The organism is Pseudomonas sp. SIMBA_067 (assembly GCF_046534675.1).
In the GTDB taxonomy this organism is placed as follows: Bacteria; Pseudomonadota; Gammaproteobacteria; order Pseudomonadales; family Pseudomonadaceae; genus Aquipseudomonas; species Aquipseudomonas putida.
In genome coordinates this window covers 345687-365136 of the sequence record NZ_JAWRYH010000005.1, presented here as the reverse complement: position 1 = coordinate 365136, position 19450 = coordinate 345687, and the positions used below count along the sequence as shown (strand labels likewise).

Sequence of the window (19450 nt, the reverse complement as noted above, 5' to 3'; positions counted from 1 at the left end):
CCTGAAAGGAATCAGAACATTGTTTAAGCTAAATCCCTTGGTGCCCGAGCTGATCGTTTCTGATCTACCTCGCAGCCTGGCATTCTACTGCGGCGTACTCGGCTTCAAGATTGAATACGACCGGCCAGAAGAGCATTTTGCCTTCCTGTCCTTTGGTGGCAGCCAGCTGATGCTGGAGCAGGACTGGCAGAGTGAGTCACCCTGGCGGGTCGGCCCGCTGGAGCCGCCGTATGGTCGAGGCATCAACCTGTCGATCGAATGCGCTGATGCACTGTCCTTGGTCGCGTCGCTGGGGGTTGCGGGGCATAGCATCAGAAAGCCGATTGAAGAGTGTTGGTACCGCCAGGGCGGCATGCTGGTCGGCCAGCGCAATTTCCTGGTGCAAGACCCGGACGGCTACCTGCTTCGGTTTGCTGAAGATCTCGGCGTGAAGAGCGCCTGAGCCAAGGGCGGATCCACGGAAAATTGACCCCAGGTTGCGCTCGATGGTCTCGAAAAGGGTATCCATCTGGGTCTGGTGCTCACTGAACCTGAACAGGCTCTGCAAATCCGTGCCGATCCGCTCGATGCCACCCTGTGCATTGGACAGATCTACCACCGTCAGATGCTGATGCCTTTGTCCACACTGAATATGTGGCAATGAAGTGTCGCCACATATCGCTATACACCCACACAGTTATTGAATTTGCGGCGCTTATTGCCTCCGCGCACTTTCGGAACTAATCCAGTATCTTCGCCCGGACTAACTTCTCTCTTTCGAGTGTTGAGTGTCGCTATATCAACTATTTATGTCCCTTGCACGATAGTTTCAAAATGGCTGAACTAAGTATTTGCCCACAGCGCTTTTTCCCGAAGCGGGTCATCAACAAAATAGCCGCCCTTCAATTTTAACCATCAGCCTGACGCGGTGGCCGAAAGTTGACCGCGGCGGCTGGCGGCCAAGTAGGTGACTCTCCGCCTGAACTGATGACCCCACACCGTTTACCAGGAAAGGAAAGTGTCATGGGAATGACGAGGCGTAAGTTTTTGATCGGCGGCGGCGTCGTGGCCATTGCAGGTGGCGCAGGCATTCTGACCCCCTTGCTGACCCGCGAAGGCCGGTTGATCCCCGGCAAACCGCGGTTTGGTTTTGTAGAAGGCACGGAAGGTGCACTTCCCAAGCAGGCGGACGTGGTAGTTGTTGGCGCTGGTATTCTGGGGCTCATGACCGCGATCAATCTTGTCGAGCGTGGCCTCTCGGTAGTCGTCGTTGAAAAAGGTGATATTGCCGGCGAGCAGTCATGCAGGTTCTATGGTCAGGTCATGACCTACAAGATGCCTGATGCGACGTTCCAGTTGCACCATCTTGCCAAACAACGGTGGCGCGAGATGAACGCCAAAGTGGGTGCAGATACCAGCTATCGCACACAGGGCCGGGTCGAAGTTCCTTTCGATGAAGAAGACCTGGAAAGCGTCAGAAAGTGGATTGATGTCAAAAGCCGGGAAGTAGCAGCGGACAACCCCTTCAAGACTCGGATCATTCAGGGGAATGAACTCGAACAGCGGCTGCGCGGTGCATCATCGAGCTGGAAAATTGCAGGTTTCGAGGAAGACTCCGGTAGCCTGGACGCCGAGCGCGCATCGTTTGTCATGGCGGAGTACGCCAAGAAAATGGGTGTGCGCATCTACACCCACTGCGCCGCAAGGGGTCTGGAAACCCAGGCAGGCGTCATCTCCGATGTGGTGACCGAGAAGGGCGCCATCAGCACTTCTCGCGTGGTCGTGGCAGGCGGCGCCTGGTCCAGGCTGTTCATGCAGAACCTGGGCGTCGATGTGCCTACCTTGCCGGCCTACCAGTCCCAGCAAATCATCAGCGCGGCACCCCGTGCACCGGGGGGCAACGTTGCATTGCCAGGGAACATCTACTTCCGCGAGCAGGCCGACGGTACATACGCCACCTCACCGCGCGTCGTCGTTGCCCCGGTGGTCAAAGAATCGTTCATGTATGGCTATAAATACCTGCCATTGCTGGCCATTCCCGACTTCCCGGTGCACATCTCACTCAACAAGCAACTGATTGATTCGTTCACTCAGCCCACCCAGTGGAGGCTGGACGAGGTATCGCCCTTCGAGAAAAACAGGCTGATGACGGCGGCCCCGGATATTCCAGAGCTGGATGCATCTCTGGAAAAGCTCAAGGTCGAGTTCCCTGCCTTCCAGGATGCGAAGTTGATCGATCAGTGGAGCGGTGCCATGGCCATCGCCCCGGATGAGAACCCGATCATTTCGCAGGTCAATGAGTACCCTGGCCTGGTCATCAACACCGCCACCGGTTGGGGTATGACGGAAAGCCCGGTGTCGTCCGAGCTGACGGCAGACCTGCTGCTTGGAAAGGCGCCGGTGCTGGACCCTAAACCCTTCAGTTTGTATCGATTCTAAGCACACATACCGCAATGGAATGACCCGTACACGCATCACCGGTGCGTGTACATTCTTGTGTAACCATCAGGAGAGAAATATGAAATTCGCGTTCAAGACCGTTGCTGCATTGGCGTTGGGATTAGCCGGTGCCGGCAGCGTTCATGCACAAGATATCGTGCGCCATGGCGCAGGTAGTTTCCCTATCTCCTCGGCAGTAGAGATTCCTGCCGGGAAGTCGATCGTCTATCTGAGCGGTTCCGTCCCGTCGGTGATCCATCCCGACGCGCCCAAGGATTCGCTGGAAGCCTACGGTGATACCAAGGCACAAACCATCAATGTGCTTGAAAGCATCCAGCAGCAGCTGAAAGCGCTGGGTCTTGGCCTGACTGACGTGGTGAAGATGCAGGTATTCCTGGTGGGCGGGCCGGAGAACGGCGGCAAGATGGATTTCGACGGTTTCATGGCCGGCTACACCCAGTTCTTCGGGCCAGCCGCCAAGCAGCCGGTGCTACCTGCGCGCTCGGCGTTCCAGATTGCAGGCCTGGCGCACCCCGCCTGGCGGGTTGAGATCGAAGTGACAGCGGTTCGTCCCTGAGAGGACCCTGGCCCAGCCCGACAAAATCGTCGGGCACAAAAAAACCGACCATAAGGTCGGTTTTTTCCGGATTTTGGTGCCCCGAGGGAGACTCGAACTCCCACTCCTTTCGAAAACGGATTTTGAATCCGCCGCGTCTACCAATTCCGCCATCAGGGCGTGTGGCGCGCAGTATAGAGAGGTGCCGCTAGTCGGTCAATCGGCTTTCATGGTCAATTTTCACACATTGGGCTAAACTTCCCGGCCCTGCCGAACCGAACATCATCATGCGCGTCGCCGATTTTTCCTTCGAACTCCCTGATTCCCTGATCGCCCGCCACCCGTTGGCCGAGCGCCATGGCAGCCGTCTGCTGGTGCTCGATGGGCCGACCGGCGCGCTGGCGCACCGGCAATTCCCCGACCTGCTCGAGTACCTGCGTCCCGGCGACCTGATGGTGTTCAACAACACCCGGGTCATCCCGGCGCGGTTGTTTGGCCAGAAAGCCTCCGGGGGCAAGCTGGAAGTGCTGGTCGAGCGGGTGCTCGACAGCCACCGGGTGCTGGCCCATGTGCGTGCCAGCAAGGCGCCGAAAGTGGGCGCGGTGATCCTCATCGATGGTGGTGGCGAGGCCGAAATGGTCGCGCGCCATGACACGCTGTTCGAGCTGCGTTTCACCGAAGAGGTGCTGCCATTGCTCGACCGCGTCGGCCATATGCCGCTGCCGCCCTACATCGACCGCCCCGACGAGGGCGCCGACCGTGAGCGCTACCAGACCGTGTACGCCCAGCGCGCCGGTGCGGTTGCCGCGCCCACTGCGGGCCTGCACTTTGACGAAGCGCTGCTGGAAAAAATTGCTGCCAAAGGTGTGGAGCGGGCTTTCGTTACCCTGCACGTGGGCGCGGGCACGTTCCAGCCGGTGCGGGTCGACAAGATCGAAGACCACCACATGCATAAAGAATGGCTCGAAGTGGGCCAGGATGTGGTCGATGCCATCGAGGCCTGCCGCGCACGTGGCGGCCGGGTGGTCGCGGTCGGCACCACCAGCGTGCGTTCGCTGGAAAGCGCGGCGCGCGATGGCGTGCTCAAGGCCTTCAGCGGCGACACCGACATCTTCATCTACCCGGGCCGGCCGTTCCATGTGGTCGATGCCCTGGTCACCAACTTCCACCTGCCGGAGTCCACGCTGCTGATGCTGGTCTCGGCGTTCGCCGGTTACCCCGAGACCATGGCTGCCTACGCGGCGGCGGTCGAGAACGGGTACCGCTTCTTCAGTTACGGTGATGCCATGTTCATCACCCGCAATCCGGCGCCACGCGGCCCCGAGGATCAAGCATGAGTCGCACCTGTCGAATGTCCTTCGAACTGCTGGCTACCGACGGCAAGGCCCGTCGTGGTCGCATCACCTTCCCACGCGGCACGGTGGAAACCCCGGCGTTCATGCCGGTGGGCACCTATGGCACGGTCAAGGGCATGCTGCCACGCGATATCGAGGCCATTGGCGCCGAGATGATCCTGGGCAACACCTTCCACCTGTGGCTGCGCCCGGGCACCGAGGTGATCAAGAAGCACAACGGCCTGCACGATTTCATGCAGTGGAAAGGCCCGATCCTCACCGACTCCGGTGGCTTCCAGGTGTTCAGCCTGGGCGCCATGCGCAAGATCAAGGAAGAGGGCGTGACCTTCGCCTCGCCAGTCGATGGCTCGAAGGTGTTCATGGGCCCTGAAGAGTCGATGCAGGTGCAACGCGACCTGGGCTCGGACGTGGTGATGATCTTCGACGAGTGCACCCCGTACCCGGCCGAGCACGACGTGGCACGTACTTCCATGGAGCTGTCGCTGCGCTGGGCCCAGCGCTCGAAGAACGCCCACGCCGACAACACGGCGGCGCTGTTCGGCATCGTCCAGGGCGGCATGTACCAGGACCTGCGCATGCGCTCGCTGGAAGGCCTGGAAAACATCGGTTTCGACGGCCTGGCCATCGGCGGCCTGTCGGTGGGCGAACCCAAGCACGAAATGATCAAGGTGCTGGATTACCTGCCGGGCATGATGCCTGCTGACAAACCTCGTTACCTTATGGGGGTAGGCAAACCGGAAGATCTCGTTGAGGGTGTGCGCCGCGGCGTCGACATGTTCGACTGCGTGATGCCTACGCGTAACGCGCGTAACGGCCATCTGTTCGTCGATACAGGGGTGATCAAGATCCGCAATGCGTTTCATCGCCACGATGAATCGCCGCTGGATCCGACCTGTGACTGCTACACCTGCACCAACTTCTCCCGTGCCTATCTCCATCACCTGGACAAGTGCGGCGAAATGTTGAGCAGCATGCTGAATACCATCCACAACTTGCGCCATTACCAGCGCTTGATGGCCGGTTTACGCGAGGCTATTCAACAGGGTAAATTGGCCGCCTTCGTCGACGCCTTCTACGCCAAGCGCGGGCTTCCTGTACCGCCTTTGGACTGACTGTCTGCATCCATTATTAGAAAATTACATTAGGAGTGCCCAATGAGCTTCTTCATCCCCGCCGCATACGCGGACGCTGCAGCACCTGCCGCTGGCCCAGCCGGTACCGGTTTCGAGTGGATTTTCCTGGTCGGTTTCCTGGTCATCTTCTACCTGATGATCTGGCGTCCACAGGCCAAACGTGCCAAAGAGCAGAAGAACCTGCTCGGCAACTTGCAGAAAGGTGACGAAGTTGTCACCAACGGCGGTATCGCCGGCAAGATCGTCAAGGTTTCCGATGATTTCGTGGTGCTGGAAGTTTCCGACACTGTCGAGCTGAAGTTCCAGAAGGGCGCCATCGCGGCAACCCTGCCAAAAGGTACGCTCAAGGCTATCTGAGTTACCGGTTTTATTTTCCAGTCGGGGCGCGCAAAGCGCCCCGCGTCTTGAACGGGCGGCGTGATGCTGAACAAATACCCTCTGTGGAAATATGCACTGATCGTGCTGGTACTGGTGGTCGGTTTCATTTATTCCGCTCCCAACCTCTACCCGGATGATCCGGCGGTACAGATCAGCGGTGCCAGTTCGGCGCTGCAGGTGAACCAGGCCGACCTCGATCGCGTCAGCAAGGCGCTGGTCGATGCCAAGATCGCCGTCAAGGGCGTTAGCCTGGGTGAGAAGGGCAGCGGGCTGATCCGCCTGACCAACCAGGAAGACCAGCTGCCAGCCAAGGATGTGGTGCGCAAGGCACTGGGCGATGATTACGTCGTGGCCCTGAACCTGGCACAAACTACCCCGCAATGGCTGCGCAGCCTGGGTGCAAGCCCGATGAAGCTGGGCCTGGACCTGTCCGGTGGTGTGCACTTCCTGCTGGAAGTGGACATGGACAAGGCCATGACGGCCCGCATGAAAGTCTACGAAGGCGAGGTCAAGACCTTGCTGCGCAAAGAGCGCGTCCGCTACCGCAGCCTGCCTCAGCAGGATGGCGGCATCATGCTGGGCTTCGCTGACGATGCTACCCGCGAACAGGCACGTGCCCTGATCCGCAAGAATTTCAATGATTTCGACCTGACCACCACCGAGCGCAACGACCTCGCCGTGCTGCGTCTGGCGCTGACTCAGGCAAAAGTTGCCGAGATCCGCGAATACTCGATCAAGCAGAACCTCACCACCGTCCGCAACCGTGTCAACGAGCTGGGCGTGGCCGAGCCGCTGGTACAGCGCCAGGGCGCCAACCGTATCGTGGTCGAGCTGCCGGGCGTGCAGGACACTGCCGAAGCCAAGCGTATCCTCGGTAAAACCGCCAACCTGGAGTTCCGCTTTGGTGCCGAGCCGGGTGCGTCCAAGGCCACTACCGAAGTGTTCGAGTTCCGCGAAGGCGGCCGTTCTGCGCCGGTCGAGCGCGGCCTGATCATCACCGGTGACCAGGTTACCGACGCCCAGGCCAGCTTTGACGAGCACGGTCGCCCACAAGTGAACATCCGCCTGGATGGCCACGGTGGCGAGCTGATGAGCCGTGCTACCCGTAGCAACGTCGGCCGCAGCATGGCAGTGATCTTCATCGAGCAGAAGCCGGTCACCCGCTACGTGAAGCAGACCGTCGACGGCGTCGAGAAGGACGTTGCCGTACAAAGCTTCGTGGAAGAGAAGAAGATCATCAGCCTGGCGACCATCCAGTCGCCACTGGGCAGCCAGTTCCGCATCACCGGCCTGAACGGCCAGGGCGAATCGTCCGAGCTGGCCCTGCTGCTGCGTGCCGGTGGTCTGGCCGCGCCGATGTACTTCGCTGAAGAACGTACCATTGGCCCAAGCCTGGGTGCCGACAACATCACCAAGGGTATCGATGCGTCGCTGTGGGGCATGCTGTTCGTCTCGCTGTTCATCATCGCCATCTACCGCGGCTTTGGCGTGATCGCCACCATCGCCCTGGCGGGCAACATGGTGCTGCTGCTGGCGCTGATGTCGCTGCTCGGTGCCACCCTGACCCTGCCGGGTATTGCCGGTATCGTGTTGACCATGGGTATGGCGGTGGACGCCAACGTGCTGATCTTCTCGCGTATTCGCGAAGAGCTGAAAGCCGGCATGTCGGTACAGCGCGCCATCCACGAAGGCTTCAACCGCGCCTACACCGCGATCATCGACGCCAACCTGACCAGCCTGCTGGTCGGCGGCATCCTGTTCGCCATGGGTACCGGCCCGGTCAAAGGCTTTGCGGTTACCATGTCCCTCGGGATTTTCACCTCGATGTTCACCGCCGTCATGGTGACCCGCGCAATGGTCAACCTGACCTGCGGCGGGCGTGACATCAAGAAGCTGTGGGTTTGAGGGAGCTGCGATGAAAACCATCAACTTCATGGGCGTGCGCAATGTTGCGTTCGCCATTACCGTGCTCCTCACCGTGCTGGCGCTGTTCAGCTGGTGGCAGAAGGGCCTCAACTTTGGCCTGGACTTCACCGGCGGTACGCTGATTGAGCTGACATACGAGCGCCCGGCCGACCTCAAGGCGGTGCGTGCCGAGCTGGTCGACTCCGGCTTCCACGAGGCCGTGGTGCAGAGCTTCGGCGCTACCACCGACCTGCTGGTGCGTATGCCGGGCGATGACCCGCAGCTGGGTAACAAGGTAGCCGCTGCCCTGCAGAAGGCTGGCGGCGACAACCCGGCCACGCTCAAGCGTGTCGAGTTCGTTGGCCCGCAGGTGGGGGAAGAGCTGCGCGACCAGGGAGGCATGGGCATGCTCATGGCCTTGGGCGGCATCCTTATCTACCTGGCCTTCCGGTTCCAGTGGAAGTTCGCCGTGGGTGCGATCGTTTCGCTGATCCACGACGTGGTGGTCACCCTGGGTATCCTGTCGTTCTTCCAGATTACCTTCGACCTGACGGTGCTGGCGGCGGTGCTGGCGATCATCGGCTACTCGCTGAACGACACCATCGTCGTGTTCGACCGGGTGCGTGAAAACTTCCGCGTCATGCGCAAGGCTTCGCTGATCGAGAACATCAACGTTTCGACCACCCAGACCCTGCTGCGCACCATCGCCACCTCGGTTTCGACCTTGCTGGCCATTGCCGCACTGCTGTTCTTCGGTGGCGACAACCTGTTCGGCTTCTCGCTGGCCCTGTTCATCGGTGTCATGGCCGGTACCTACTCGTCGATCTACATCGCCAACGTGGTACTGATCTGGCTGAACCTGAACAGCGAAGACCTGATCCCTCCAGTCAAGGCTGAAGGTGTGGACGAGCGCCCGTAAGGCCTTGTCCCTACGTCGTGCGGCGACCAAAAGGCGCGAGTGTTGAACTCGCGCCTTTTTTTTTGCTCCAAGGCTGGGAGAAGCGCGGGTTAATGCCCGCTGGTACGATCAGGAGGTTCACGTGAACAAATCAATGCTGGTGGGTGCGGTGCTGGGTGCTGTCGGTGTAACAGCCGGAGGTGCTGTGGCGACCTACAGCTTGGTGAACAAAGGCCCCGAAGTCGCCCAGGTGACGGACGTGCAGCCGATCAAGCAGCAGGTGAAAACCCCGCGTGAAGTATGCAAGGACGTGGCCGTGACGCGTCAGGCGCCGGTCAAGGACCAGCACCAGATTGCCGGTACCGTGGTCGGTGCGCTGGCAGGTGGCTTGTTGGGTAACCAGATTGGTGGTGGTACTGGCAAGAAGATCGCTACCGTAGCCGGTGCGGTCGGTGGTGGTTATGCCGGTAACAAGGTGCAGGAAGGCATGCAGCAGCGTGACACCTACACCACCACGCAAACCCGCTGCAATACGGTCAATGACATCAGCGAGAAGGTGGTGGGTTACAACGTGACCTATTCCATCGGTGATCAGGTAGGCAAGGTGAAGATGGACCGCGAGCCGGGGTCCACCATTCCGCTGGACAAGAATGGCAAGCTGATCCTGAGCGAAGCTGCCCAGTAATTTCGTACGCGGTCTGCTTTGTGTGGGAGCGGCCTTGTGTCGCGATGGGGTGCGCAGCGACCCCAGGATCTGTGATCCATCAGAGATTCCCGGGGCTGCTTTGCAGCCCTATCGCGACACAAGGCCGCTCCCACAAGGACTGCGTAAGCTCTGGGCACAAAAAAAGCACCCCGAGGGGTGCTTTTTGCTTTCTGGCAATTCGCGCTTAGCGCTTCATGCTTTCTGGCAGGTGCGGCTGGATAGCGGTCAGCACGGCCTTGAAGCACTTGATGTTGCCTGCAACGATGTGGCCTTTGTCGAGGAAGTCGTGGCCACCGTTGAAGTCGCTCACCAGGCCACCGGCTTCCTGGATCAGCAGCACGCCAGCTGCCATGTCCCATTCGGACAGGCCCGACTCCCAGAAGGCGTCGAAGCGGCCAGCGGCCACGTAGGCGAGGTCCAGGCTGGCGGAGCCGGCGCGGCGGATGCCGGCGGTCTGGCCAGTCAGGGCGCGGAACATGCCCAGGTAGTTGTCCATGTCGGCCATCTGGCCATCACGGAACGGGAAGCCGGTACCCAGCAGGGCGCCTTCCAGGCTGGTGCGCGAGCTGACACGCAGGCGACGGCCATTGAGCTGGGCGCCACGGCCACGGCTGGCGGTGAATTCTTCCTGGCGTACCGGGTCGAGCACCACGGCGTGCTCAAGGCGACCACGGTATTTGCAGGCGATGCTGACGGCGAAGTGGGGGATACCGCGCAGGAAGTTGGTGGTACCGTCCAGTGGGTCGATGATCCACAGGTAGTCTTTACCTTCTTCGCCGGTGCCCGCGTGCATGCCCGTCTCTTCACCCTGGATGGAGTGGTTCGGGTAGGCCTTGCGCAGCGCGTCGACGATCTTCTGCTCGGCGGCACGATCAACCTCGGAAACGTAGTCCTTAGCCTCTTTCTCGTCCACCTTGATGCTATCCAGGCGTTCGATGGAGCGGAAAATCAGTTCACTGGCGCTGCGAGCGGCGCGCAGGGCGATATTCAGCATAGGCTGCATGGGCGGGTCACCTGGAGATGTTAAAGAAGAAAGCCGATCATTCTAGCAGAAAAGTTTGTCGGCAGAAGTGTCACATTTGCTTTCATGGCGTTACGTCTGTCGGTTCTGTAAGATCGAAGGCCCTGATTCCTGCATCTGTGAGCACAACACCTTGCTGCAAAATATTCGTGTTGTTCTGGTCAATACCAGCCACCCCGGCAACATCGGCGGCGCTGCGCGTGCCATGAAAAACATGGGCTTGTCGCGCCTGGTGCTGGTGCAGCCGAAAGAATTCCCCGCCCTGGAAGCCAGTGCCCGCGCCTCGGGCGCCGACGATGTGCTGGATAACGCCCAGGTGGTCGACAGCCTTGAACAGGCGCTGGTCGGCTGTAACCTGGTGATGGGTACCAGCGCCCGCGAGCGCAGCATCCCCTGGCCGTTGATTGGCCCGCGCGAGTGCGGCGCCAAGGCGGTGGAGCATGCCAAGGGGGGCGAAGAGATCGCCCTGGTGTTCGGACGCGAACACGCCGGCCTCACCAACGAAGAACTGCAGCGATGTCACTTCCACGTGCACATTCCCTCCAACCCCGACTTCAGCTCGCTGAACCTTGCGGCCGCTGTGCAGGTGCTCTCTTACGAGGTGCGCATGGCATCGCTGGCTGCCGGTGAGGCGCCGGGCAAAGTCGAGAAGGTTGACGCCAGCGAGCTGGCGACAATGGACGAAATGGAGCTGTTCTACGACCACCTGGAGAAAACCCTGGTGGGCATCGGCTTCCTCGACCCCGAAAAACCCAAGCACCTGATGCCGCGCCTGCGCCGGCTGTATGGGCGGGTGGCGGTCGAGCGTACGGAAATGAGCATTTTGCGCGGCATCCTCACCGAGACCCAGAAAGTGGTCCGTGGCGAGCCGCATAAACGGAAGGACTGACAGATGTTCGAACGCCTGCGTGAAGATATTCAAAGCGTATTCCACCGTGACCCGGCTGCGCGCAATGCCTTCGAGGTGCTCACCTGCTACCCGGGCATGCATGCCATCTGGCTGCACCGCCTGGGCAATGCCCTGTGGAAGCGTGATTTCAAGTGGCTGGCCCGGCTGGTGTCGAACTTCGGCCGCTGGCTGACCGGTATCGAGATCCATCCCGGTGCGACCATCGGCCGGCGCTTCTTCATTGACCACGGCATGGGCATCGTCATCGGCGAAACCGCCGAGATCGGCGACGACGTCACCCTTTACCAAGGTGTGACCCTCGGCGGCACCAGCTGGAACAAAGGCAAGCGCCACCCCACCCTGGAAAACGGCGTGGTGGTAGGGGCGGGGGCCAAGGTGCTGGGCCCGTTCACCGTCGGCGCCGGGGCCAAGATCGGCTCCAATGCGGTGGTGACCAAGGCTGTACCGGCCGGCGCCACAGCGGTGGGTATCCCGGGGCGGATCATCGTCAAGAGCGAGGACACCGAAGTCGAGGCCAAGCGCAAGGCCATGGCCGAGAAGATCGGCTTCGATGCCTACGGTGTCAGTGGCGACATGCCTGACCCGGTGGCGCGAGCCATCGGCCAGATGCTCGACCACTTGCAGGCCGTCGACGAGCGGTTGGAGGGCATGTGTGGCGCCCTGACCAAGATGGGTAGCGACTACTGCGCCAAGGAGCTGCCGGCTCTGCCGGAAGATGATTTCACCGAGGTTGCCCAGGTGGCCCAGCGCGACACTCAGTCGCATTGATTGCGCCGCGCTGAAACCCTGGTGACATACGGGGCGTGTGCTCACGCCCCTCGTCTGCTACAATCGCGCCCGCCTCCCCGACGCAAACCCGACTAAAGCAGTAGGTCTAATAGTTGACTTAAATGCTCGGGAATCGCATACTCGCACACATCCCGAAACTCCCGTGGTACCCAATAGCCATGCGACTGACTACCAAAGGCCGATACGCCGTGACTGCCATGCTCGACCTGGCGTTGCACGCGCAGCATGGGCCGGTGTCTTTGGCCGACATTTCCGAGCGCCAGGGCATTTCCCTCTCTTATCTGGAACAGCTGTTCGCCAAGCTGCGCCGCAGCAGCCTGGTCTCCAGCGTGCGCGGTCCAGGTGGTGGCTACCAGCTGTCGCGGGGCATGGAAACCATCCAGGTGGCCCAGGTCATCGATGCGGTCAACGAATCGGTCGATGCTACCCGTTGCCAGGGCCTCGGGGACTGCCATGCCGGTGATACCTGTCTGACCCACCACCTGTGGTGTGACCTCAGTCAGCAGATCCATGAATTCCTCAGCGGCATCAGCCTGGCCGACCTCGTCATGCGCCGTGAGGTGCAGGAAGTTGCCCAGCGCCAGGACCTGCGTCGTGTCGCAGGCCGAACCGCCCAGCTGGACAAGATTGAGACGTCCGCCGTCGATTGATCCCCCAGGGACGACGAGCGACGCCACCGCCTGATAGGAGAGACAAATGAAGTTGCCGATCTACCTCGATTACTCCGCGACCACCCCGGTCGACCCACGTGTGGCCCAGAAAATGGCCGACTGCCTGCTGGTCGACGGGAACTTCGGTAACCCGGCCTCGCGCTCCCACGTTTTCGGCTGGAAGGCCGAGGAAGCGGTCGAGAACGGTCGTCGCCAGGTTGCCGAACTGATCAACGCCGATCCGCGCGAAATCGTCTGGACCAGCGGTGCCACCGAGTCCGACAACCTCGCACTTAAAGGCGTCGCGCACTTCTATCAGACCAAGGGCAAGCACATCATCACCTCCAAGATCGAGCACAAGGCGGTCCTGGATACCGCTCGCCAGCTCGAGCGTGAAGGTTTCGAAGTGACCTACCTCGAGCCAGGCGCAGACGGCATCGTCACCCCGGCCCAGGTCGAGGCAGCATTGCGCGATGACACCATTCTGGTCTCGCTGATGCACGTGAACAACGAAGTCGGCTCGATCAACGACATCGCCGCCATTGGTGAACTGACCCGTTCGCGCGGCGTGCTGTTCCATGTCGACGCCGCCCAGTCGGCCGGCAAGGTCGAAATCGACCTGCAAAAGCTGAAAGTCGACCTGATGTCGTTCTCGGCGCACAAGGTCTACGGCCCGAAAGGCATCGGCGCGCTGTACGTCAGCCGCAAGCCGCGTGTACGCCTTGAAGCCATCATTCACGGCGGTGGCCATGAGCGCGGCATGCGTTCGGGCACCCTGCCGACCCACCAGATTGTCGGCATGGGCGAAGCGTTCGCCATTGCCAAGCAGGAAATGGCCGCCGAAAACGTGCGCATCAAGGCCCTGAGCGACCGCTTCTTCAAGCAGGTCTCGGACCTCGAAGAGCTGTACGTCAACGGCAGCAGCACCGCTCGCGTGCCGCACAACCTGAACCTGAGCTTCAACTACGTCGAAGGCGAGTCGCTGCTGATGTCGCTGAAAGACATCGCCGTATCGTCCGGTTCGGCCTGCACCTCCGCTTCGCTCGAGCCGTCGTACGTACTGCGCGCTCTGGGCCGCAACGACGAGCTGGCGCACAGCTCGATCCGCTTCTCCTTCGGCCGCTTCACCACCGAAGAAGAAGTCGACTACGCCGCGCAGAAAGTCTGCGAGGCCGTTAACAAACTGCGTGAGCTGTCGCCGCTGTGGGACATGTACAAAGACGGCGTTGACATCTCCAAGATCGAGTGGGCCGCCCACTAAGCAGTCGCCGGCAAGAGCGGCTCCCTGATGAGGAAGGAATTGCACCATGGCATACAGTGAAAAGGTCATCGACCACTACGAAAACCCACGCAACGTCGGCAAGATGAATGCCGAGGACCCGGATGTCGGTACCGGCATGGTCGGTGCTCCAGCGTGCGGTGACGTGATGCGCCTGCAGATCAAGGTCAACGAGCAGGGCGTCATTGAAGACGCCAAGTTCAAGACCTACGGCTGCGGTTCGGCCATCGCTTCCAGCTCCCTCGCCACCGAGTGGATGAAGGGCAAGACCCTGGACGAAGCCGAAACCATCAAGAACACCCAGCTGGCGGAAGAACTGGCGTTGCCGCCAGTGAAGATCCACTGCTCGGTACTCGCCGAGGATGCCATCAAGGCAGCCGTTCGCGATTACAAGCAGAAAAAAGGCTTGATCTAAGTCGCCTGCAAGGTAAGAGGTAAGGAGTTCTGATGGCTATCAGCATGACAGAAGCCGCCGCCAACCACGTGCGGCGTTCCCTCCAGGGGCGCGGCAAGGGCGAAGGCATTCGCCTGGCCGTGCGCACCACCGGCTGCTCGGGCCTGGCCTACGTGCTGGAGTTCGTCGACGAAGTGGCGGGCGAAGACCAGGTGTTCGAGAACCACGGCGTGAAGGTCATCATCGACCCTAAAAGCCTGGTGTACCTTGACGGCACCGAACTGGACTTCGTCAAGGAAGGGTTGAACGAAGGCTTCAAGTTCAACAACCCCAACGTGCGCGGTGAGTGTGGCTGCGGCGAAAGCTTCAACGTCTGAGGCTGGCTGTGGGTACTCCTTGTCATTACGCTCTGTTTGATCTCCAGCCGTGCTTTCGGCTGGACCTCGACAAGCTGGCCACTCGCTACCGCGAGCTGGCCCGCGAGGTCCATCCTGACCGCTTTGCCGACGCTTCCGAGCGTGAGCAGCGGGTAGCGCTGGAGAAGTCCGCGGCCCTCAACGACGCCTACCAGACGCTGCGCAGTGCGCCGCGCCGTGCCCGCTATCTGCTGGCCATCGGCGGCCACGAAGTGCCCCAGGAGGTCACGGTCCACGACCCCGACTTCCTGCTGCAGCAAATGCAGTGGCGCGAAGAGCTTGAAGAGCTGCAGGATGAAGCCGACCTCGATGGTGTTGCCGTGTTCAAGAAGCGCCTCAAAGGTGCACAGGACACGCTGAACGAGGATTTCGCCGCCTGCTGGGATGTGCCTGCCGAGCGCGACAAGGCCGAGCGCCTGATGCGCCGCATGCAGTTCCTCGACAAGCTCGCCCAAGAAGTGCGCCAACTGGAAGAGCGCCTCGACGATTAACCCGGCGTTGCCCGTGATGACGCCTAAGGTATTCAGATAAGCATGGCCCTACTGCAGATCGCCGAACCCGGTCAAAGCCCTCAGCCGCACCAGCGCCGCCTGGCGGTTGGTATCGACCTGGGTACCACCAATTCTCTGGTCGCTGCCGTACGCAGCGGTCGCAGCGAACCCCTGCCCGATGCGCAGGGCAACGTCATTCTGCCCTCTGCGGTACGCTACCTGGCTGACCACACTGAGGTCGGCCAGGCTGCGCGTGAGGCGGCCGCCAGTGACCCGCTGAACACCGTGTTGTCGGTCAAGCGCCTGATGGGGCGCGGCCTGGCCGACGTCAAGCAATTGGGTGAGCAGCTGCCGTACCGCTTCATTGGCGGTGAATCGCACATGCCGTTCATCGACACCGTCCAAGGGCCGAAGAGCCCTGTGGAAGTGTCCGCTGACATCCTCAAGGTGCTGCGTGAGCGTGCCGAAGCGACCCTGGGCGGTGACCTGGTAGGCGCGGTGATCACCGTGCCGGCTTATTTCGACGACGCTCAGCGCCAAGCGACCAAGGATGCGGCCAAGCTAGCCGGCCTGAATGTGCTGCGCCTGCTCAACGAGCCAACTGCCGCTGCCGTTGCCTACGGCCTGGACCAGAATGCCGAAGGCCTGGTGGCCATCTATGACCTGGGGGGCGGTACTTTCGATATTTCGATCCTGCGCCTGACTGCTGGTGTGTTCGAAGTGCTGGCCACTGGCGGTGATACCGCTTTGGGTGGTGACGACTTCGACCACGCCATTGCTGGCTGGATCATCGAGCAGGCCGGCCTGTCCTCCGACCTCTCCCCGGGTACCCAGCGCCAACTGTTGCAGGCTGCCTGCGCCGCCAAGGAAGCCCTGACCGACGCTGACGTGGTCAGCGTCAGTCACGGTGCCTGGCAGGGCGAGCTCAGCCGGGCGGCCTTCGATGCCATGATCGAGCCGCTGATCGCCCGCAGCCTCAAGGCCTGCCGCCGCGCCGTGCGCGACAGCGGTGTCGAGCTTGAGGAGGTGGGTGCGGTGGTCATGGTCGGTGGTTCGACCCGCGTACCGCGTGTGCGTGAGGCTGTCGGTACACTGTTTGGCCGCACGCCGCTGACTTCGATCGACCCTGATCAGGTGGTCGCCATCGGTGCCGCCATCCAGGCCGATACCCTGGCAGGGAACCGCCGCGAAGGCGGTGAACTGCTGCTGCTTGACGTCATCCCGCTGTCCCTGGGTCTTGAGACCATGGGTGGGCTGATGGAGAAAGTGATCCCGCGCAACACCACCATTCCGGTGGCGCGTGCCCAGGAGTTCACTACTTATAAAGATGGCCAGTCGGCCATGATGATCCACGTGCTGCAGGGCGAGCGCGAGCTGATCAGCGACTGCCGCTCGTTGGCGCGCTTCGAGCTGCGCGGCATTCCAGCGATGGTTGCCGGGGCTGCAAAAATTCGCGTCACCTTCCAGGTGGATGCCGACGGCCTGCTCAGCGTTGCCGCCCGGGAACTGGGTTCGGGTGTGGAAGCCAGCATCCAGGTCAAGCCGTCCTACGGCCTGACCGACGGCGAAATCGCCCGCATGCTCAAGGATTCCTTCGAACACGCAGGTTCCGACAAGCAGGCCCGCCAGTTGCGTGAGCACCAGGTGGACGGCGAGCGCTTGCTCGAAGCGGTACAGGGCGCCCTGGACGCCGACGGTGAGCGCCTGCTTAGCAGCGACGAGCGCGACGCCATTGCATTCCAGATGCAAGAACTACGTGATTTGCTGGCCGGCACCGATGGCGCAGCCATCGAGCAACAGACCAAGCGTCTGTCGCAGGTGACCGACGCATTTGCCGCCCGTCGCCTTGATTCGACGGTCAAAGCCGCACTGGCCGGGCGCAACCTGAATGAGATCGAGGAGTAACCGATGCCGCTGGTGACATTCCTGCCGCATGAGAAGTTCTGCCCAGAAGGGCTGACCGTGGAGGTCGAGCCCGGGACCAACATCCTGGAGCTGGCCCACGACCATCACATCGAGATGGAAAGCGCCTGCGGCGGCGTCAAGGCCTGCACCACTTGCCACTGCATCGTGCGCAAGGGCTTCGATTCGCTCGAAGAAGCCGACGAGCTGGAAGAGGACATGCTGGACAAGGCGTGGGGCCTGGAAGCGCAGTCGCGCCTTGGTTGCCAGGTGGTCGTGGGGGATACCGACCTGACCATCGAGATCCCCAAGTATTCGCTCAACCACGCTGCCGAAGCGCCGCACTGAGGTCTTGTACATGAGTCTGAAATGGGTTGATGTACTTGAGATCGCCATCCAGCTTGCAGAAAGCAAGCCTGAGGTCGATCCTCGTTATGTGAATTTCGTGGACCTGCACCGCTGGGTGCTGGCATTGCCAGAGTTCAGCGACGATCCGTCACGCGGCGGTGAGAAAGTGCTTGAGGCAATCCAGGCCGCCTGGATCGACGAAGCCGACTAAGCGTCATGTGCAGGTTAGGCAATCCCCTGAAACCCGCGTATAATTCGCGGGTTTAATTTTTCGTAACACTCATATTCTGGAGTTTTCCATGGCTGTTCAACGTACTTTCTCGATCATCAAGCCTGACGCAGTTGCCAAAAACGTCATCGGCAAGATCACCACTCGCTTTGAAGACGCCGGCCTGAAAATCGTTGCCTCGAAAATCAAGCAACTGTCCAAAGCCGAAGCCGAAGGCTTCTACGCTGAGCACAGCGAGCGCGGCTTCTTCGGTGACCTGGTTGCCTTCATGACTTCCGGCCCGGTTGTTGTTCAGGTTCTGGAAGGCGAAAACGCCATCGCTCTGAACCGCGAGCTGATGGGCGCTACCAACCCTAAAGAAGCTGCTGCCGGTACCATCCGTGCTGACTTCGCCGAGTCGATCGACGCCAACGCCGTTCACGGTTCGGACTCCGAAGCTGCTGCTGCTCGCGAAATCGCTTACTTCTTCGCTGCTACCGAGGTAACCACTCGCTAAGCGAAAGCTTACGGGTGAGGGTGAATCCATGACGACATCTACTGGCAAAATCAACCTGTTGGGTCTGACCCAGCCGGAAATGGAACAATTCTTCGACTCAATCGGGGAGAAGCGCTTCCGTGCCGGCCAGGTGATGAAATGGATTCACCATTTTGGCGTGTCCGACTTTGCGGCCATGACCAACGTAGGCAAGGCCTTGCGCGAAAAGCTTGAGGCCGTTGCCGAGATTCGCCCACCGGAAGTGGTCAGTGAAGACATTTCCGCCGACGGCACCCGTAAGTGGGTGATCCGCGTTGCCTCCGGCAGCTGCGTCGAGACCGTCTACATTCCTACCGACGACCGCGGCACCCTGTGCGTATCGTCGCAAGCCGGCTGTGCCCTGGATTGCAGCTTCTGCTCCACCGGCAAGCAAGGCTTCAACAGCAACCTCACTGCCGCTGAAGTCATCGGCCAGGTGTGGCTTGCCAACAAATCCTTCGGGACCGTTCCTGCCAAAGTCGACCGCGCGATTACCAACGTGGTCATGATGGGCATGGGCGAGCCCTTGCTGAACTTCGACAACGTCATCGCTGCCATGAAAATCATGATGGATGACCTGGGCTATGGCATTTCCAAGCGTCGCGTCACTTTGTCCACCTCGGGCGTGGTGCCGATGATCGACGAACTGGCCAAGCACATCGACGTGTCGCTGGCCCTGTCGCTGCACGCACCGAACGACGAGCTGCGCAACAAACTGGTACCTATCAACAAGAAGTACCCGCTGAAAGTGCTGCTGGAGTCGTGCATGGGCTACATGTCCACCTTGGGTGGCAAGCGCGTGCTCACCGTCGAGTACACCTTGCTCAAGGACGTCAACGACCAGCCCGAGCATGCCGCGCAGATGATCGAGTTGCTGCGCGATGTGCCGTGCAAGATCAACCTGATCCCGTTCAACCCATTCCCGCATTCGGGCTACGAGCGGCCGAGCAACAACGCCATTCGTCGCTTCCAGGACCTGCTGCACCACGGTGGTTTCAACGTCACCACCCGTACCACCCGTGGTGAGGACATCGATGCCGCCTGTGGCCAGCTGGTCGGCCAGGTCAACGACCGCACCCGTCGCAGCGAGCGCTACATCGCCGTACGCCAGCTTTCCGCGGACGTCGAGCTGCAAGACAGCGCCGCCAGCCACTGACC

22 protein-coding genes, 1 tRNA gene and 1 pseudogene are annotated in these 19450 nt (G+C 61.0%); 21 read left to right on the top strand and 3 right to left on the bottom strand.

The genetic code is table 11. The annotated features are described in order from the left end of the window. Positions 1–19: 19 nt before the first annotated feature. Positions 20–442: a bleomycin resistance protein gene (locus SB765_RS14335; protein ID WP_096425602.1), complete on the top strand. Its 423-nt coding sequence runs from the start codon at positions 20–22 to the stop codon at positions 440–442. A gap of 15 nt (positions 443–457) precedes the next feature. Here SB765_RS14335 and SB765_RS14330 read toward each other — a convergent pair. After that, a pseudogene (locus SB765_RS14330) lies at positions 458–568 on the bottom strand (effector protein); the annotation flags it as partial. A 434-nt stretch (positions 569–1002) separates the two neighbouring features. Here SB765_RS14330 and SB765_RS14325 point away from each other — a divergent pair. Then, a complete protein-coding gene (locus SB765_RS14325; protein WP_016501409.1) occupies positions 1003–2418 on the top strand; it encodes an NAD(P)/FAD-dependent oxidoreductase in 1416 nt (471 codons plus the stop codon). A gap of 79 nt (positions 2419–2497) precedes the next feature. Beyond that, on the top strand, positions 2498–2995 hold the full coding sequence (locus SB765_RS14320) for a RidA family protein (protein ID WP_063426328.1): 498 nt from the start codon (positions 2498–2500) through the stop codon (positions 2993–2995). 74 nt (positions 2996–3069) lie between these two features. On the opposite strand, the gene SB765_RS14315 is transcribed toward SB765_RS14320, so the two are convergent. Then, a tRNA-Leu gene (locus SB765_RS14315) sits at positions 3070–3154 on the bottom strand. A 107-nt stretch (positions 3155–3261) separates the two neighbouring features. On the opposite strand from SB765_RS14315, the gene queA reads away from it, so the two are divergent. The 6 genes from queA to SB765_RS14285 all read left to right on the top strand — a co-directional run bounded on the left by queA (position 3262) and on the right by SB765_RS14285 (position 9328). Continuing rightward, the gene (gene queA, locus SB765_RS14310) at positions 3262–4311 is read left to right on the top strand and encodes a tRNA preQ1(34) S-adenosylmethionine ribosyltransferase-isomerase QueA (protein ID WP_049274126.1); all 1050 of its coding nucleotides are present in this window, start codon (positions 3262–3264) and stop codon (positions 4309–4311) included. 14 nt (positions 4312–4325) lie between these two features. Next, a complete protein-coding gene (gene tgt, locus SB765_RS14305; RefSeq protein ID WP_016501406.1) occupies positions 4326–5441 on the top strand; it encodes a tRNA guanosine(34) transglycosylase Tgt in 1116 nt (371 codons plus the stop codon). A gap of 42 nt (positions 5442–5483) precedes the next feature. Continuing rightward, positions 5484–5819 carry a preprotein translocase subunit YajC gene (yajC, locus tag SB765_RS14300; protein ID WP_016484964.1) on the top strand — a complete coding sequence of 112 codons (336 nt, stop codon included), beginning with the start codon at positions 5484–5486 and terminating at the stop codon, positions 5817–5819. A gap of 63 nt (positions 5820–5882) precedes the next feature. Further along, positions 5883–7745 carry a protein translocase subunit SecD gene (gene secD, locus SB765_RS14295; RefSeq protein ID WP_410910782.1) on the top strand — a complete coding sequence of 621 codons (1863 nt, stop codon included), beginning with the start codon at positions 5883–5885 and terminating at the stop codon, positions 7743–7745. 10 nt (positions 7746–7755) lie between these two features. After that, complete coding sequence (gene secF, locus SB765_RS14290) at positions 7756–8664, top strand: protein translocase subunit SecF (protein ID WP_016484966.1); 909 nt, start codon at positions 7756–7758, stop codon at positions 8662–8664. Positions 8665–8785: 121 nt separating this feature from the next. After that, the gene (locus tag SB765_RS14285) at positions 8786–9328 is read left to right on the top strand and encodes a glycine zipper 2TM domain-containing protein (protein ID WP_026034597.1); all 543 of its coding nucleotides are present in this window, start codon (positions 8786–8788) and stop codon (positions 9326–9328) included. Positions 9329–9533: 205 nt separating this feature from the next. Here the strand turns inward: SB765_RS14285 and suhB are convergent, their stop codons facing one another. Further along, on the bottom strand, positions 9534–10352 hold the full coding sequence (gene suhB, locus SB765_RS14280; RefSeq protein ID WP_012270588.1) for an inositol-phosphate phosphatase: 819 nt from the start codon (positions 10350–10352) through the stop codon (positions 9534–9536). Between the two features lie 151 nt (positions 10353–10503). On the opposite strand from suhB, the gene trmJ reads away from it, so the two are divergent. The 12 genes from trmJ (at position 10504) to rlmN (ending at position 19448) form a co-directional block, all read left to right on the top strand. Beyond that, on the top strand, positions 10504–11259 hold the full coding sequence (gene trmJ / locus SB765_RS14275) for a tRNA (cytosine(32)/uridine(32)-2'-O)-methyltransferase TrmJ (RefSeq protein ID WP_043196986.1): 756 nt from the start codon (positions 10504–10506) through the stop codon (positions 11257–11259). Positions 11260–11262: 3 nt separating this feature from the next. Continuing rightward, positions 11263–12048, top strand: a complete 786-nt coding sequence (gene cysE, locus SB765_RS14270) for a serine O-acetyltransferase (protein ID WP_016501401.1) — start codon at positions 11263–11265, stop codon at positions 12046–12048. Between the two features lie 179 nt (positions 12049–12227). Next, positions 12228–12719 carry a Fe-S cluster assembly transcriptional regulator IscR gene (gene iscR, locus SB765_RS14265; RefSeq protein WP_008092572.1) on the top strand — a complete coding sequence of 164 codons (492 nt, stop codon included), beginning with the start codon at positions 12228–12230 and terminating at the stop codon, positions 12717–12719. Between the two features lie 46 nt (positions 12720–12765). Then, a complete protein-coding gene (locus tag SB765_RS14260) occupies positions 12766–13980 on the top strand; it encodes an IscS subfamily cysteine desulfurase (protein ID WP_016501400.1) in 1215 nt (404 codons plus the stop codon). Positions 13981–14026: 46 nt separating this feature from the next. Then, on the top strand, positions 14027–14413 hold the full coding sequence (gene iscU / locus SB765_RS14255; protein ID WP_003248539.1) for a Fe-S cluster assembly scaffold IscU: 387 nt from the start codon (positions 14027–14029) through the stop codon (positions 14411–14413). A gap of 32 nt (positions 14414–14445) precedes the next feature. After that, on the top strand, positions 14446–14769 hold the full coding sequence (gene iscA / locus SB765_RS14250; RefSeq protein ID WP_016501399.1) for an iron-sulfur cluster assembly protein IscA: 324 nt from the start codon (positions 14446–14448) through the stop codon (positions 14767–14769). A gap of 8 nt (positions 14770–14777) precedes the next feature. Further along, entirely contained in the window at positions 14778–15299 is a 522-nt protein-coding gene (gene hscB / locus SB765_RS14245; RefSeq protein ID WP_016501398.1) for a co-chaperone HscB, read from the top strand. Between the two features lie 42 nt (positions 15300–15341). Further along, positions 15342–17204, top strand: a complete 1863-nt coding sequence (hscA, locus tag SB765_RS14240; protein ID WP_341797617.1) for a Fe-S protein assembly chaperone HscA — start codon at positions 15342–15344, stop codon at positions 17202–17204. Positions 17205–17207: 3 nt separating this feature from the next. Beyond that, positions 17208–17549: an ISC system 2Fe-2S type ferredoxin gene (gene fdx / locus SB765_RS14235; protein ID WP_016501396.1), complete on the top strand. Its 342-nt coding sequence runs from the start codon at positions 17208–17210 to the stop codon at positions 17547–17549. Positions 17550–17559: 10 nt separating this feature from the next. After that, the gene (iscX, locus tag SB765_RS14230) at positions 17560–17760 is read left to right on the top strand and encodes a Fe-S cluster assembly protein IscX (RefSeq protein WP_003248529.1); all 201 of its coding nucleotides are present in this window, start codon (positions 17560–17562) and stop codon (positions 17758–17760) included. Positions 17761–17848: 88 nt separating this feature from the next. Continuing rightward, positions 17849–18274 carry a nucleoside-diphosphate kinase gene (gene ndk / locus SB765_RS14225; protein ID WP_033701183.1) on the top strand — a complete coding sequence of 142 codons (426 nt, stop codon included), beginning with the start codon at positions 17849–17851 and terminating at the stop codon, positions 18272–18274. A 28-nt stretch (positions 18275–18302) separates the two neighbouring features. Further along, complete coding sequence (gene rlmN / locus SB765_RS14220; RefSeq protein ID WP_016484976.1) at positions 18303–19448, top strand: 23S rRNA (adenine(2503)-C(2))-methyltransferase RlmN; 1146 nt, start codon at positions 18303–18305, stop codon at positions 19446–19448. The last annotated feature ends 2 nt before the right edge of the window (positions 19449–19450 follow it).

Bases quoted from the DNA above. Each gene is read 5' to 3' on its own strand.
- SB765_RS14325 (WP_016501409.1), top strand. From the start codon at position 1,003: ATGGGAATGACGAGGCGTAAGTTTTTGATCGGCGGCGGCGTCGTGGCC.
- SB765_RS14320 (WP_063426328.1), top strand. From the start codon at position 2,498: ATGAAATTCGCGTTCAAGACCGTTGCTGCATTGGCGTTGGGATTAGCC.
- queA (WP_049274126.1), top strand. From the start codon at position 3,262: ATGCGCGTCGCCGATTTTTCCTTCGAACTCCCTGATTCCCTGATCGCC.
- tgt (WP_016501406.1), top strand. From the start codon at position 4,326: ATGTCCTTCGAACTGCTGGCTACCGACGGCAAGGCCCGTCGTGGTCGC.
- yajC (WP_016484964.1), top strand. From the start codon at position 5,484: ATGAGCTTCTTCATCCCCGCCGCATACGCGGACGCTGCAGCACCTGCC.
- secD (WP_410910782.1), top strand. From the start codon at position 5,883: ATGCTGAACAAATACCCTCTGTGGAAATATGCACTGATCGTGCTGGTA.
- secF (WP_016484966.1), top strand. From the start codon at position 7,756: ATGAAAACCATCAACTTCATGGGCGTGCGCAATGTTGCGTTCGCCATT.
- suhB (WP_012270588.1), bottom strand. From the start codon at position 10,352: ATGCAGCCTATGCTGAATATCGCCCTGCGCGCCGCTCGCAGCGCCAGT.
- cysE (WP_016501401.1), top strand. From the start codon at position 11,263: ATGTTCGAACGCCTGCGTGAAGATATTCAAAGCGTATTCCACCGTGAC.
- iscR (WP_008092572.1), top strand. From the start codon at position 12,228: ATGCGACTGACTACCAAAGGCCGATACGCCGTGACTGCCATGCTCGAC.
- SB765_RS14260 (WP_016501400.1), top strand. From the start codon at position 12,766: ATGAAGTTGCCGATCTACCTCGATTACTCCGCGACCACCCCGGTCGAC.
- iscU (WP_003248539.1), top strand. From the start codon at position 14,027: ATGGCATACAGTGAAAAGGTCATCGACCACTACGAAAACCCACGCAAC.
- iscA (WP_016501399.1), top strand. From the start codon at position 14,446: ATGGCTATCAGCATGACAGAAGCCGCCGCCAACCACGTGCGGCGTTCC.
- hscA (WP_341797617.1), top strand. From the start codon at position 15,342: ATGGCCCTACTGCAGATCGCCGAACCCGGTCAAAGCCCTCAGCCGCAC.
- fdx (WP_016501396.1), top strand. From the start codon at position 17,208: ATGCCGCTGGTGACATTCCTGCCGCATGAGAAGTTCTGCCCAGAAGGG.
- iscX (WP_003248529.1), top strand. From the start codon at position 17,560: ATGAGTCTGAAATGGGTTGATGTACTTGAGATCGCCATCCAGCTTGCA.
- ndk (WP_033701183.1), top strand. From the start codon at position 17,849: ATGGCTGTTCAACGTACTTTCTCGATCATCAAGCCTGACGCAGTTGCC.
- rlmN (WP_016484976.1), top strand. From the start codon at position 18,303: ATGACGACATCTACTGGCAAAATCAACCTGTTGGGTCTGACCCAGCCG.